The organism is Kitasatospora sp. NPDC089797 (assembly GCF_040684795.1).
In the GTDB taxonomy this organism is placed as follows: domain Bacteria; phylum Actinomycetota; class Actinomycetes; order Streptomycetales; family Streptomycetaceae; genus Kitasatospora.
The window spans coordinates 40,678-54,138 of record NZ_JBFBGS010000051.1 but is presented as its reverse complement, the minus strand read 5'-3'; the positions used below and the strand labels follow the sequence as shown (position 1 = coordinate 54,138).

At 76.5% G+C, this 13,461-nt stretch carries 9 protein-coding genes; 3 read left to right on the top strand and 6 right to left on the bottom strand.

Annotated elements, in window-relative coordinates; translation table 11 throughout:
- Positions 1–12 precede the first annotated feature (12 nt).
- From mycP to AB0O91_RS32470, 4 genes are all read right to left on the bottom strand, one after another.
- Positions 13–1,245: a type VII secretion-associated serine protease mycosin gene (mycP, locus tag AB0O91_RS32485; RefSeq protein WP_363440903.1), complete on the bottom strand. Its 1,233-nt coding sequence runs from the start codon at positions 1,243–1,245 to the stop codon at positions 13–15.
- Positions 1,246–1,343: 98 nt separating this feature from the next.
- The gene (locus tag AB0O91_RS32480) at positions 1,344–1,637 is read right to left on the bottom strand and encodes a WXG100 family type VII secretion target (protein WP_363440900.1); all 294 of its coding nucleotides are present in this window, start codon (positions 1,635–1,637) and stop codon (positions 1,344–1,346) included.
- Positions 1,638–1,751: 114 nt separating this feature from the next.
- The gene (locus tag AB0O91_RS32475) at positions 1,752–2,054 is read right to left on the bottom strand and encodes a WXG100 family type VII secretion target (protein ID WP_363440897.1); all 303 of its coding nucleotides are present in this window, start codon (positions 2,052–2,054) and stop codon (positions 1,752–1,754) included.
- Positions 2,055–2,235: 181 nt separating this feature from the next.
- Positions 2,236–3,969 carry a type VII secretion protein EccB gene (locus AB0O91_RS32470; protein ID WP_363440895.1) on the bottom strand — a complete coding sequence of 578 codons (1,734 nt, stop codon included), beginning with the start codon at positions 3,967–3,969 and terminating at the stop codon, positions 2,236–2,238.
- 224 nt (positions 3,970–4,193) lie between these two features.
- Between AB0O91_RS32470 and eccE the strand changes: the two genes are divergently transcribed.
- The 3 genes from eccE (at position 4,194) to AB0O91_RS32455 (ending at position 8,651) form a co-directional block, all read left to right on the top strand.
- Positions 4,194–5,534, top strand: a complete 1,341-nt coding sequence (eccE, locus tag AB0O91_RS32465; protein ID WP_363440892.1) for a type VII secretion protein EccE — start codon at positions 4,194–4,196, stop codon at positions 5,532–5,534.
- Positions 5,534–6,301: a hypothetical protein gene (locus tag AB0O91_RS32460; protein WP_363440889.1), complete on the top strand. Its 768-nt coding sequence runs from the start codon at positions 5,534–5,536 to the stop codon at positions 6,299–6,301. The genes eccE and AB0O91_RS32460 overlap by 1 nt, the downstream gene beginning before the upstream one ends.
- A gap of 130 nt (positions 6,302–6,431) precedes the next feature.
- Positions 6,432–8,651 (top strand): MinD/ParA family protein, encoded by a 2,220-nt coding sequence (locus AB0O91_RS32455; RefSeq protein WP_363440886.1) that lies wholly within the window; start codon positions 6,432–6,434, stop codon positions 8,649–8,651.
- Between the two features lie 69 nt (positions 8,652–8,720).
- Here the strand turns inward: AB0O91_RS32455 and AB0O91_RS32450 are convergent, their stop codons facing one another.
- Together AB0O91_RS32450 and AB0O91_RS32445 are read right to left on the bottom strand one after the other, a co-directional pair.
- Positions 8,721–9,662: a bifunctional riboflavin kinase/FAD synthetase gene (locus tag AB0O91_RS32450; RefSeq protein ID WP_363440883.1), complete on the bottom strand. Its 942-nt coding sequence runs from the start codon at positions 9,660–9,662 to the stop codon at positions 8,721–8,723.
- Positions 9,663–9,725: 63 nt separating this feature from the next.
- Complete coding sequence (locus tag AB0O91_RS32445) at positions 9,726–13,370, bottom strand: S1C family serine protease (protein ID WP_363440880.1); 3,645 nt, start codon at positions 13,368–13,370, stop codon at positions 9,726–9,728.
- Positions 13,371–13,461 lie beyond the last annotated feature (91 nt).

Genomic DNA, 13,461 nt, shown 5'->3' with positions numbered 1-13,461 from the left:
CGGTCGGCCGGGTCAGTCGGCCGGGCCGCGGCGCCGGTCGCGCAGCACCACGCCACCGCCGATCAGCAGGGCGACCAGCAGCGCCCCGACGCCGACCACGTAGGTCGCGGTGCGGCCGTCGCGGTCCGCCTGGGTCTCGCCGATCCCGACCGGCCCGGGCACGATCGGCGCGGCGGCCAGCTGCACGGGGGCGTCCGGGGCGGCGGCGGACGGCGGGTTGTCGGGCGCCTTGGTGACCGCCTTGACCGGGTCCACCACGCCCCAGCCGATGAACGGGTTCGGGCCGGGCTCGGTGCGCTGGGCGCTCTGTTCGATCCACGCCCGCACCTGGGCCGGCGACCAGTTCGGGTGCGCGCCGACCAGCAGCGCGGCCAGGCCGGAGACGTACGGGGCGGCGAAGCTGGTGCCGTTGTCCACGCACTGGCCGCCGCCGGGCACGGTGGAGAGCATGTCGACGCCGGGGGCGGCGACCTTGACGAAGGAGCCGTACTGGGAGAACGGGGCGCGCTCGTTGTTGCGGTCAGAGGCGCCGACGGACAGCACGGTCGGGAAGGCCCCCGGGTAGGTGTCGCCCTCCTTGCCGTCGTTGCCGCTGGAGGCGACCACCACGATGCGGCTCTGCTCGGCGAGGTCGATCTGGGCCTTCAGCTCCTGGTAGCCGCCGAAGTGGGCGTCCCCCGCACCGCGCACGTCCTGGGAGATGTTGATGACCTGGACCTTGGCCGCGACGGCGTCGTGGATCGCCGCCGCGAGGGTGGAGACGTCCCCGTTGCCCTCGCTGTCGTTCTGCCGGATCGCCCGGATCCTGGCGTCCGGGGCCAGTCCGACGAAGCCGGTCCGGTCGCTGCGGCTCCCGGCGATGATGCCGGCCACCTTGGTACCGTGGCCGACCGTGTCGTCCTTGGAGGTGCCGTCGGCGGCCTTGTTGGTCTGCTTGTCGACGAGCAGGCTGGGGCCCGCGTCCACCTTGCCGGCCAGTTGCGGGTTGTGGTCGTCCACCCCGGTGTCGATGACCGCGACCGTCACCCCGGCGCCGGTGGTCCGGCCGCCCTGCCACAGTTCGTCCAGCAGGATCCGCTGGAGCGACCACGGCACGGTCGGCACGTCGGGCGCGGGCCTGGGGCAGTCACCGGCGGCGGCCAGCCCGGGCCCGCCGTCCGCGTACGCCGGGGACGCGACCGGGCCGCCCAGCACCGTGAGCGCGGCCAGCGCCGCGGCCGTCCTGCGGAACCCGCGTCCGGACACCCTGCCACCCCTCAAGTTCGCCACCCCGTGCCGCGCCGAGGGGCGGGTGCCCGGAATCCGGGTACCCGCCCCTGTCGTTCCCGTCCGGGAACGGTCGATCAGCCCTGCCAGAGACCGGCGTTCTTCTTCTCGGTCGCGTGGTAGCTCTGCGCGGCGGCCTCCAGCGAACCGGAGATCTTGCCGCAGGTGTCCTTCAGGTCGTTGGCGGCGCCGTCCCACTTGTCCTGCTGGGCCTTGTAGCCCTGCTGGGCCTGGCCCTGCCACCCCTGGGAGATCTTGGTGACCTCCTTGCGCAGCTCGCTCAGCATGTGGTCGATCTTGTTGGCCGAGGTCTGCACGTCCTGCGAGGCCTGGTGGAGGGTCTGGAAGTTGACGAGGATGTGGTCGGTCACAATGTCTCCCTGGACGAGGATGCGGAGCACCCGGCGCTCAGTCGCGGGCACCCCGTCGAGCGGACGGTCGGAACGGAGTGGCGATCAGCCCTGCGGCGATCGCGGCGGCGGCGATCAGCCCTGCGGGCCGAACAGCGCCTTCTGCTCCTCTTCGGCGCTCGCGTAGTGCTTGGTGGTGAGCTCGATGGCGTGCTTGATCGCGGCCAGCGACTCCTTCAGCGCCTTGACGTCGTCGTTGACCTTCGTCTGGAGGGCCTTGTAGGCGTCCGCCGCCTGGCCCTTCCAGCCGCTGGTGATGTTGTCGACCGTCGTCTGGAGCGCGCTGCGCTCCGCCTCGATCTGGCCGATCGCCGTCTCGATCTTCCCGGCGAAGTCCATCATCTCCTGCGCGGTCACCGTGAACTGGCCGTCACTCATGATCCACCGTCCCCCATGAATACAACATTGTGTGTACGGAGGACCCCAGGGTCCTCCCGTCCCATCACCGGCGTGATGTCCAGGAGCACTGTAGTCGGCACACGCAACTCACCCAACATCGAGCGCCGACCAGTTACCAGACCATGACACTGAGGCCAATTCCGTTGCCGCGCCCGGCCGATCAGGCGTTCTGCGGCTGCGCCGCGCTCTTCGCGGTCAGCGGCGGACCGGCCGGGACCAGGTTCGACCACTCCTTGGGCACCGGCAGCGGCTGGACGTTCTGGTAGCCCAACCGCGCCTGGTTGCCGCCGGGTTGGTCGTCCGGGCCGGGAGTCGACTGGTCCCCCGGCGCCGGGGTGGCGGGCTTGGCCGTACCGCTCGGGCTCGCCGACGGGCCGCGGCCGCCGTCGCCGTTGGCCGGGACGGAGTAGCGCAGGCCGGTCTCGGTGATCAGGAAGTCGGTGCCGGAGCCGCCCGCCGCGCCGGCCCCGGTGCCGGCGGCCTGACCGGCGGTCTGGTTGCCGGGCTGGTTGCCGTTCTGGCCGCCGGCCTGGTTGCCGGCCTGGTTGCCGGCCGCCGCGTTGTCCATCGCCCGGTAGAACAGGCCGTGGCCGGGCGTCACGTACGCCGCGCCCGCGCCGTTGTTGTACGCCGCCGGGTAGGACGTCCCGGCCCAGACGCTGCGCCGGGGCGTGCGGCCGTCCTCCGCCGTGCCGTCGAAGGTGCTGCACACGACCAGCCGGGCGTCCTGGCGGTCCGTCCAGTTGTTCACCGGCGCACCGGACTTCAGCGGCCAGTCGTCCATGCTCTTCGGCAGCCTGACGTCCGTGTTGAACCGGGACTGGTCCTCCGGGGTCATCTCGTCACTGCGCGGCTTCCGGTCCTGGTCGTACTTGTAGAGCACCTGGTAGGCCGGGTTCTGCCGGATCAGCTCCGCCTGGAACGGGGTGATCAGGTAGAGGCTGTCCTTGCCGACCACGTAGTTGCGGTCCTGGTAGTGCACCAACCGCCCGATCCGGCGGTCCGCCGCGCTGCCCAGGGCCACACCGGAGTTGGGGTTCTGGGAGTCGGCCATCCCCGGGACGTCCGGGAAGGCGATCCGGCTGCCGGTCACCAGGGTGTCCAGCCACTCCCGCTTGACCCGCTGCGGCACCGCGTTGGGCCCGAAGACCGCGGTGACCAGCGCCTTGCGCTCCTTGTCGTCCGACGACGAGCCGATCTCGTGCTTGCGGCCCTGCGCGTCGACCAGGAACACCGCGGCGCCCGCCGCCGACTGGCCCGCCGCCGAGACCTGCTGGTCGTCCGCCTGCTGCACCAGCACCAGCTGGTCCGGGCCGAGCATCCGGTCCTTGGCGGCCAGCGCCGCCGCGTCCGCCCCCGCCGCCACGAACACCGCCTGGTTGACGGTCTCCTGCTTGTCGTCCGACCCCGGGCGGTCGCACACCGACCACTTCATCGGCTTGCTGGCGTTGTCCTTGCCCGGCAGTTTGTCCGGGGCGTACGGGATCCCGATGGTCGGGCCGTGGTTGGGGTAGCGGTCCAGCACCCCGTCGTCCACCACCACGACCTTGGCGTCCGCGGGCAGCACCAGCCGCGCCGAGGACATGTTGAGCACCTGGTGCAGCCGCTTGGTCCTGCCGTCCGGGTCGGTCAGCACCACGTAGCGGGTGGTCGACTGCTTGCCCTGGACGATGTTCTTCCCGCTGTCCCACTGGAGCGGCGCGGCCGGCTTGAACACCCCCCAGAGGCCGAACCCGGCCACCGCCACCGCCCCGACCAGGACGCTCGGCAGCACCGCCTTCACCGGTCGCGGCGCGTCCTCGTCGCTGCCGCCGCCGGAGGGCAGCAGGAACGCCCCCACCGTTCGTTTGCGGGCGAAGGTGTACGCGTTCAGCTCGTCCCGGCGCGAAGCCATCCTCGTCGTCCCCCTCTGTCAGACGTGTCCCCGCCGCGGTCGGCCTCCCGTCGGCCCGACCTGCCCCGTGGTGCGCACCCGCCGGGCGGGACCCGGCCCGAACCCTCTACGATGCGGCAGCAGACGGTGAGTACGGTACGGGTACGGTCCGCGAACCAGCCAGCCGGGCCGCGCCCACGGATCGGACCGGACCGCGCCAACGGATCAGAGAGGGCCATCGGGGGATGCCAAGCCAGACCGCTCCAGAACACCGCGGCACCGCGACCGTCCCCCCGTCCGCGACCGGCTCCGACGGGCCGGTCCAGGTGCGCGTCAATCCCCGACCCGGGCTGCTCGGCGGCCGGTTGAAGCTCCAGCAGCTCGTCCTGGTCGAGGTCGCGGCCGCCTTGGTCGCGGTCGGCTGGACGATCAGCCGCCCGGTCGCGGCCGGCTTCGGGGCGGTCGCGCTGGTCCTGCTGGTGCCGGCCGCCGTCCCGCTGCGCGGCCGCACCGTCCCGGAGCTGCTGCGGGTCCGCGCCGCCCTCAAGTCCCGCCGCCGGCAGGCGAAATCGCTGCTGCCGCCGCCCGGCACCGACCCGGCCCTGGCCCCCGCGCTGGAGCTCGAACCCGGGCTGCGCACCTGCACCCACGCCACCGAGGCCGACTTCGGCGGCCGCCCGGTCCGCCGGGAGACCGGCATGGTCGGCGACGGCACCTTCCTCACCTCGGTGCTGCTCGTCCAGGCCAAGGACCAGCCGCTGCGCCCGGCGCGCACCGCGCTGCCGCTGCCGCTGGACGTGGTCTGCTCCGCGCTCACCGTGGACGACATCGCCCTGGAGTCGGTGCAGTTGGTCCAGCACACCCAGCCCGCCCCGGCCCCGCACCTGCCCGAACAGTCGCTGGCCGCCCGCGCCTACCGCGAACTGCCGGACGGCACCTCCACCCCCGGGCTGCGGCTCACCTGGATCGCCCTCAAGCTCGACCCGGACCGCGCGGCCACCGCCGTCCGGGCCCGCGGCGGCGGCGAGGAGGGCGCCCGCAGGGCGCTCCAGCGGGTGACCGACCAGTTGGCCGGGCGGCTGAACGGCTCCGGGTTCAACGCCACCGTGCTGGACGAACGCGAGCTGATCGCCGCCCTGTCCATCGCCACCTGCGCCAACCCGATCGCGGTGGCCGGGCGCCAGGGCACCGGCAGCGGCGGCGGCACCACCCGCCGCACCCAGGAGGGCACCCGGTTCTGGCGGATCGACGACCGCTGGCACAGCACCTACTGGATCTCCCGCTGGCCGCAGCTCACCCGCCCCGGCGGCTCGGCCGGCCGGATCGGCGCCCCCGACCTGGTCAACCTGATCACCGGCACCCCCGCGCTGGCCAGCACCTTCAGCCTCACCGCCGGCCCCGGCACCGGCGGCTCGGTGACCGTCAGCGGCCACCTGCGGGTGACCGGGCGCAGCGAGAGCGAGGTCGTCGAGGTCGGCCGCCAGGTGGAGGCCCGGGCGCAGAGCACCGGGCTCGGCCTGGTCCGGCTCGACCTCGAACAGGTCCCCGGCGTGCTCGCCACCCTGCCGCTGGGAGGAACGTCCTGATGGCCCACCAGACCTACCCCGCCCCAGGCCCGACCCCCGGCGCCGAGCGGCGCCGACCGCGGCCGCGGATCCTGCCCGGCTTCGGGCTGCGCGGCCCCCGCCGGGAGAAGCACGTCCTGGAGGCCGCCGACCTCGGGGCGCTGGCCTTCCCGGTCGGCGACGACGGCGTGGTCATCGGCGTCGACCCGCAGGGACTGCCCGCGGTGCTCGGCCTGTTCCGCCCCGGCGCGTACGACCTGGTGCTGGTCGGCGGCGTGTGGACGGCCCAGGTCATCGCGCTGCGGGCGGCCGCGATCGGCGCCCGGGTCGCGGTGGAGACCGCCCGCGCCCAGCTCTGGGGCCCGATGGCGCAGGCCGCCGGCGGCGGACAGCCGTGCGTGACGGTCCACCAGGTCGGGCGGCTCGGCCCGCAGGGCGCCTCGGTGGCCTCGCCGGTGCTGGTGGTGCGCGACCTCGGTGCCCGCCCGCCGCGCAGCCGGCTCTCGGCCGCGCCCTGGCAGACCACCCTGACGCTGCTCCCCTACCTCGGCCCGAACGCCTCCCGGGTGCTGAACGCCGCCGACCTGGTCGGCGTGCAGCGGATCATGCCCCAGGAGGCCGAGTTGGTCGGCCGGGTGCTCTCGCTGCCCGCGGAGGACGTGGCCGCGCTGCCCGCGCTCGGCGACGACCTCACCCTGTGGGCGACCCGGATGCGGCGTCAGTACGTCCGGGCGGTGGCCGGACCGGCCGAACAGCAGGTGCTCGGCGGCCCGCGCCGGATGGACTGAGGGGCACTCCCGGGCCGGTCGGTCCCGGTCCGGAACCGACGCCGCCTTCAACCGGGGGAGCCGAACGGCCTAGTCTTTGTTGCGGCAACGGCACCGCTGAACAAGCGGCGGCGAACACGAGGGAGCTCCAGTGAGCAGCGATCGGGACGGCGTCTACGTCGGCGACAACGCGGCGGAGGACGACGACGACTGGTCCGACGCGCCCGACTACACTCCCCCGTCCTGGTACGTCCAGTCGGGCCCGGCCACGCCGCCCGCCGCACCCGTCCCGGCCGGTCCGCCCACCTCCGAGCCGGGCGGCCCGGCAGCCGCACCGGTGCCGGCCCCGGCGGCGACCCCGGCGGCCGCACCCGTCACGCCGCCCGAGCCCGAGCCCGTACCGCCGGTTCCGCCCGTGCAGGCCGAGGCGCAGCACGTCCCGTTCCCGGCGGCGGCCCCGCCGGTCCCGCCGCTGCGGCCGGAGCAGCCGGAGCAGCCGCCGACCGCCGCGGCCACCGGCTGGCCGCCCGCTCCGGAGACCCCGGCCCACCCGGCCCACCCGGCCGCGCCGCAGGCCTACCCGGCGCCGGTCGCGGCCCCGCAGCCGCCGCCGTTGCCGCAGCCCGGGCCGCCGGCACCGCCGCAGGACTTCGCGCAGCCGCCGGCCCGGCCGATGCCCGTCGAGCCGACGCCCGTCCAGCCCGCCCGGCCGGCGCCGTTGCCGGTCCAGGACGCGGTGGTCGCGCAGCCCCCGGTGCCCCCGCAGGTTCCCCAGGCTCCGCAGGTTCCCCAGGCCCACCAGGCCCCGCCGCTGCCGCAGGACCCGCAGACCGGCTGGGATCCGCACGCCGCCTGGGCCGCCCAGCAGGCGGCCGCCGCCCCGCAGCAGCCGTTCCCGCCGCAGCCGTTGCCGGCGCAGCCCGCACCGCCCGTCCAGCCGCAGCCCGCACCGCCTGCGCCGCCGCAGTCCGTACCGGTGGACCCGCGCCAGGGTGGCTGGCCGCAGCCCGGCGCCTACCCGCCGCCCGCCGTCGGCCAACCGCACCCCGGCCAGCCCGGTCACCCCGGTCAGCCGGGCCCCGGACAGCCCTGGCCGCCGCAGGGCGCCGCCACCCCGCCGCCCGCCGCCTTCCAGCAGGCCGCCGCCCCGCAGCAGACCGCCCACGGCGCGCCGCTCGGCTACACCGCCGCCGTCGAGCTGTCCTCGGACCGGCTGCTGCGCAGCCAGCCCAAGCAGCAGCGCCAGCAGCCGCGGTTCCAGTTCGGCGGCAAGGCCGCGGCGGCCGAGAAGGCCCGCAAGCTGGAGATCATCCGCACCCCGGTGCTGAGCTGCTACCGGATCGCCGTGATCAGCCTGAAGGGCGGCGTCGGCAAGACCACGACCACCACCGCGCTCGGCGCGACCCTGGCCAGCGAACGCCAGGACAAGGTGATCGCGATCGACGCCAACCCGGACGCCGGCACCCTGGGCCGCCGGGTCAAGCGCCAGACCGGCGCGACCATCCGCGACCTGGTGACGGCGATCCCGCACCTGCGCAGCTACATGGACATCCGTCAGTTCACCTCGCAGGACCTGAACTCGGGCCTGGAGATCCTGGCGAACGACGTCGACCCGGCCGTGTCGACGACCTTCAACGACTCGGACTACCGCCAGGTCATCGACGTGCTGGGCCGCCAGTACCCGATCGTCCTGACCGACTCCGGCACCGGGCTGCTGTACAGCGCGATGCGCGGGGTGCTGGACCTCGCCGACCAGCTGATCATCGTCTCCACCCCCAGCGTGGACGGGGCCTCCAGCGCCTCGACCACGCTGGACTGGCTCTCCGCGCACGGCTACGCCGACCTGGTGCAGCGCAGCATCACGGTGGTCTCCGGGGTGCGCGAGACCAGCAAGATGATCAAGGTCGAGGACATCGTCGCGCACTTCCAGACCCGCTGCCGCGGCGTCATCGTGGTGCCCTTCGACGAGAGCCTGGCGGCCGGCGCCGAGGTCAACCTCGACATGATGCGGCCCAAGGTCCGCGAGGCGTACTTCGAACTGGCCACCCTGGTCGGCGAGGACATCGCCCGGGCCCAGCAGGCGGCCGCCCAGCAGTCCGGCTGGCAGCACCAGGCCCAGGCGGGCTACCAGCAACAGGCCGCCCAGCCGCAGCCGTACCCCGTCGACCCGCAGCAGCAGGGCTACCCGGGCCAGGCCCCCCAACCCGCGCCCGGAGCGCCGTGGGCGCCGCCGCCCGGCCAGGCCCCGCCGCCCCCGCCCGGGTACGGCTACCCGCCCCAGCCCGCCCCCGGGGCGCCCTGGCCCCAGCACCCGGGCGCCCCGCAGCCGGGCCCCGGCTACGGCTACCCGCCGCAGGCGCCCCCGCAGTGACGACGGAAGGGCCCGCCGACCCCCTCGGGTCGACGGGCCCTTCGGCGCGTCCGGGCGGACCGGGCCCGGTCAGAGCTCGGTCAGCTCCCGGGCCCGCTTGACGTCGTCGGCCATCCGGTCCAGCAGCGCCTCGATGGAGTCGAACTTCTCCATCCCGCGCAGGTAGGCCAGGAAGTCGACGGCCACGTGCAGGCCGTACAGGTCGAGGCCGACCCGGTCGATGGCGTACGCCTCGACGGTGCGGGCGGTGCCGTCGAAGGTCGGGTTGGTGCCGACCGAGATCGCCGCCGGCATCCGCTCGCCCTGCGCGGTGAGCCAGCCCGCGTAGACGCCGTCGGCCGGGACGGCGCTGTGCGGCACGGTCTCCACGTTGGCGGTCGGGTAGCCCAGCTCGCGGCCGCGCTGCGCGCCGCGCACCACCACGCCCTCGACCCGGTGCGGGCGGCCGAGCACCTCGTTGGCACCGGCCATGTCCCCGGTCTCGACCAGGCGGCGGGTCAGGCTGGAGGAGAACGGCTCGCCGTCCCCGGCGGTGCCGGACACCTGGAGGTCCACCACCTCGACCCGGAAGTCGTCCGCCCGGCCCAGCTCGGCGAGCAGCGCGACGTCCCCGGCGGCCTTGTGGCCGAAGCGGAAGTTGGGGCCCTCGATGACGACCCGGGCGCGCAGCGCGTCCACCAGCACCTGCTGGACGAAGACCTCCGGGGACTCCTGGGAGAACTCGGTGGTGAACGGCAGCACCAGCACCGCGTCCACGCCGAGTTCGGCGATCAGCTCGGCCCGGCGCGGGTGCGGCGCGAGCAGCGGCGGGTGGCTGCCCGGGCGGATCACCTCGCGCGGGTGCGGGTCGAAGGTCACCACGACCGCGGGGAGGCCGAGTTCGCGGGCCCGCTCGACCGCCCGGCCGATGATCAGCTGATGCCCGCGGTGCACCCCGTCGAACGAGCCGATGGTGACGACGCTGCGTCCCCAGTCACCGGGGATCTCCTCCAGGCCACGCCAGCGCTGCACCCGACTGCTCCTTGTTCCGTACGGTGCGTACCCTCGTACGCTCAAACGCTCACAACCGAACCCCTATAGCGTGCCATGCGCGCGGCCCGGCTCCGGCACCGGAATGGGAGTTGACCGCACGGGTGCACGGAGGGCCCGCTCGGGAGCCGTCCGCTCGGCCTCGGCGGCGGCGTACTGCGGGTCCCGGCCGGCCGCCGCCAGGGCCCGCATCCGGGCCAGCCGGGGGCCGTCCGGGGCGGTCGGCGCGGCGTCCCGCGGCCACCGGACGAGCAGCCGGGCGAACACCGCCGAGCGCCCGGCGCAGCGCACCAGCAGCTCGTCCGCGCCGGTCAGCCCCGGGGTCGCCCGGGCGAGCACGGCCCGGGCCCGGGCGGGGTTCTCGTCCGCGCAGTGCTCGGCGAGCCGCTCCACCGCGAGGGTCAGCACCGCCCGGTCGGTCTCGGTGGCGAGCAGGGTGTCCAGCAGCTCGCAGCGCAGCGCGTCCGCCGCCGGATCGGCCACCGGGACGGACAGCACCTCGGCGAACGGCGCGCGGACCGCCGCCGCCCGGGCGGCCAGCGCACCGCCGAGCAGCACCCGCAGCTCCAGCCGGGCGGCCGGGCCGTCGATCGCGGCCTGCCGCAGCCGTCGGCCGAGGTAGTCGACGGCGACCGGCCCGGCCAGCTCCGGGTGCCGGCGCAGCAGCCGGGCGGCCAGTTCGGCGCTGCGCCGGGCGGCCACCGGGGCACGGGCGTCGGCGAGCACCCGCAGGGTCTCGGCGGGCGCCGCGCCGAGCACCGGGCCGGGGGCGGCCAGCCGGTCGGCGAGCGCGGCCAGCACCGGTTCCGGGTCGCTCTCCAGGGCCGGGGCGAGCGCGCTCGGGGCGAGGAACGCGTCCCCGCCCGCGCGGTAGCGGGCCAGCGCGGCGTCCAGGTGCCCGGCCCGGGTCGTCGGGTCGCCCACCAGCAGGGCCAACGCGGCGCCGTGCAGGGCCGGTTCGTCCTCGCGGGCGAGCAGGGTCAGTGCGGTGAAGCGCAGCAGCTCGGCCCCGGCGCCGCCCGCGTGGGGGGCGGTCCGCAGCGCGTGCACGGCGGCCGCGACGTGCCGTTCGGGCCGCCGGTCGTGGCTCCAGCGGTCCACCGCGCGGCAGAGCGCGGACGGCTCCTCGGCGGCGAGCACCGTGAGCAGCGCGTCCGCCCGGGGGTGGGCGGCGTCGGCCAGCACGTCGGCCAACTCGTCCAGGGCCAGCCACCGGTGGGCGTACAGCAGGTCGTGGGCGAGGTCGGCGACCGTGCGGCCCGGTCGGCCCGGCAGTCCGCCCGGGTCGTCGAACCAGGCGCAGAGCAGCGGGAACACCGCGACCGGGTCGGCGCGCAGCCGTTCGGCCGCCGCGGCGAGGAACGGCTGCCCGGGGCCGTCGGCGGCCACCAGGCGGCGCAGCAGGGCGAGTTCGGCCTCGACGGGCAGGCCGAGACCGGTCCAGAACGCCGGACCGAAGCGGCCGGTCCTGTCGAACCCGGCCGGACCGCCCGTCCCGACGTGCCCGGCCGGACCGCCCGTCCCGTCGCCCCCCGCGCGACCGTCCGGCGCGGCTGCCCGTTCGGCGATCCGCCGGGCCAACTGGTCGAGCAGGGACCGGTGTTCGGCCGGATCGGGACTGGCTGCGAGCCCGGTGGTGAGCAGCCGGGCCGCCCACCAGGCGGGTTCGCTGCCCGGCGGCCGCAGGTCCAGCGCGCGCCAGATCCGGTGCAGCCACGGGTCCAGGGCGGGCGCGCCCCAGGTCTCGCCGACCCGGCGCAGCGCGGCGGCGACCGGGCCGATCCGGTGCCGGGGGACGGCGGGCCCGGCCTCCTCCGGCCCGGGCGGGGTGTCCTCGGCCTCACCGAGCAGCATCCGCAGCGCCGCGTCCAGGTCCAGGTGCCGGCCCTGCAACCAGTCGGCGAACTCCCCGTGGGCGAAGCGGAAGCCGGGCCCGGCGGGGACGAACAGCCCCTCGGCGAGGACCGCCGTGGCCCATCCGCCGTCGACCGGGAACAGTTCCTCGAAGGCCTCCCGCCCCAGCGCCCCCGGCTCCGCGCCGAGCATCCGCCGGGCCGCCTCGTGCACCCGCCCGGCCACCGCCGCCGCCAGCCGGCGCACCCGGCGCTGGCGCGGTCCGCCCGGGCGGGCGGCGCCGCGGCGGTGCGCGCCCGGGCGGCGCGGCCGACCGTCCTCGGCGAGCCGCTGGGCCACCCGCAGGCAGCGCAGGTCCAGGTGGGCGCCGAACAGTTCGCCGCGCCGGGCCGGGCCGTCGTGCAGGCCCTGCGCCCACAGCTCGCCGGCCAGCCGGACGGCCAGCGGGTGCCGGGCGTCCTCGGCGGCGACCGGCCGGTCCGGCGGCAGCCCGTAGCGGCGGCGGATCCGCTCGGCCGCCTCGGCGGGCAGCGGGCCCAACCGGTGCCCGGCCAGGGTCGGTGTGCCGGGGCCGCCGCCGTCCATCCGGACGGTGGGGGCGCTGGCCAGGTCGCCGTCCGGCCCGGGTTCACCCGAACGGGTGGTCTCGGGGTCACCGCGTCCCCAGGGTTCGTCCGCCAGCCGTTCCCAGACCTCCTCGCCGCAGGCGGTCAGCAGCCGGGCCCCGCAGCCGGTCAGCCACTGGCCGGCGCCGCGCAGCCAGCGCGGGTCCGGCTCGGCCGGGGCCTCCTCGGGGCCGTCCAGCACCACCAGCAGCGGGCGTCCGGCCGCCGCGCACAGCGCCGCGAGGGGCTCCGGCGCGGGTGCGGGGACGCCGAGCCCGGCCGCGGCGGCGGCCAGCGCCCGCTCCACGGGTTCGGCGAGCGAGCGGTCCTCGGCCCGCAGGTCGGCGCCGCGCAGCCAGAGCGTGGGCCGTGGCCGGTCACCGTCGCGGCGGCGGACGGCCAGGGCGGCGAGTTCGGTGGAGCGTCCGCTGCCGGGGGCGCCGACCAGGGCGGTGACGGTCGCCGTCGGCTCGTCCCCGACCAGGCCGTCCGGGCGGTCGACCCGGTCGGCGGCCAGCCCGGCGACCCGGTCCGGCCCGGCCCCGGCGGCGGCCAGCTGGGCGGCGGCCAGCCGCAGCACCCCGGCCAGGTTCAGCGCCGGACCGTACCCGGGCACCTCGGCCGCGTTGCGCGCCAGCAGCCCGGCCAGCGCCTCCGCGACCACCGCCCCGCCCCCGGCGGGGACCGCCACCAGGGCGCCGCCGTGCTGCGGCCCGCGCAGGGTCGGCGCGGCCAGCGCCACCACGGCGCCGCTGCGGGCGTCCAGCACCGGCGAGCCGGCCGGCACCGTCACCCCGCCCACCGCCGGCACGTCCAGCACCAGCACCCCGGCCAGCGGGTGCCCGCCGTACGCCGCCCGGCCGACGCCCACCAGCCCGCAGCGCAGCACCACCGCCCGGTCGTCCGCACCGGTGAGCGCGGACAGCAGCACCTCGTGACCGGCGCCGACCGCGGCCACCGGCAGCGCCGGCACCGGCAGCCCGCCGACCGCGTCGGTGCGCAACAGGGCGAGCCCGTGCTGCGGCAGCGGCAGCACGGCGTCCGGGCCGAGCACCGTGGTCCGGCCGCCGGGGGTGTGCAGGACGATCCGGTCCAGGCCCACCACCGCCTCGTGCGCGGTCAGCACCCCGCCCTGCCGGTCGGCCGCGAACCCCAGGCCGTGCAGCCGTCCGTCGAGGTCGCGGATCCGCAGCAGGTACCGCCCCGGATCGCCCTCCGCCAACCCCGGCATGGAAGCCCCTTCGACCGTCGTCCGGGCCCGTCGCCCGCTCGCCGCCGGGAGCCTGCCCCCGGCCGGGACGCCCCGACCGCCCCCGCGCCGT

Excerpts from the sequence above, each read along its gene's own strand:
- AB0O91_RS32475 (WP_363440897.1), bottom strand. The coding sequence starts at position 2,054 with ATGAGTGACGGCCAGTTCACGGTGACCGCGCAGGAGATGATGGACTTC.
- AB0O91_RS32470 (WP_363440895.1), bottom strand. The coding sequence starts at position 3,969 with ATGGCTTCGCGCCGGGACGAGCTGAACGCGTACACCTTCGCCCGCAAA.
- eccE (WP_363440892.1), top strand. The coding sequence starts at position 4,194 with ATGCCAAGCCAGACCGCTCCAGAACACCGCGGCACCGCGACCGTCCCC.
- AB0O91_RS32460 (WP_363440889.1), top strand. The coding sequence starts at position 5,534 with ATGGCCCACCAGACCTACCCCGCCCCAGGCCCGACCCCCGGCGCCGAG.
- AB0O91_RS32445 (WP_363440880.1), bottom strand. The coding sequence starts at position 13,370 with ATGCCGGGGTTGGCGGAGGGCGATCCGGGGCGGTACCTGCTGCGGATC.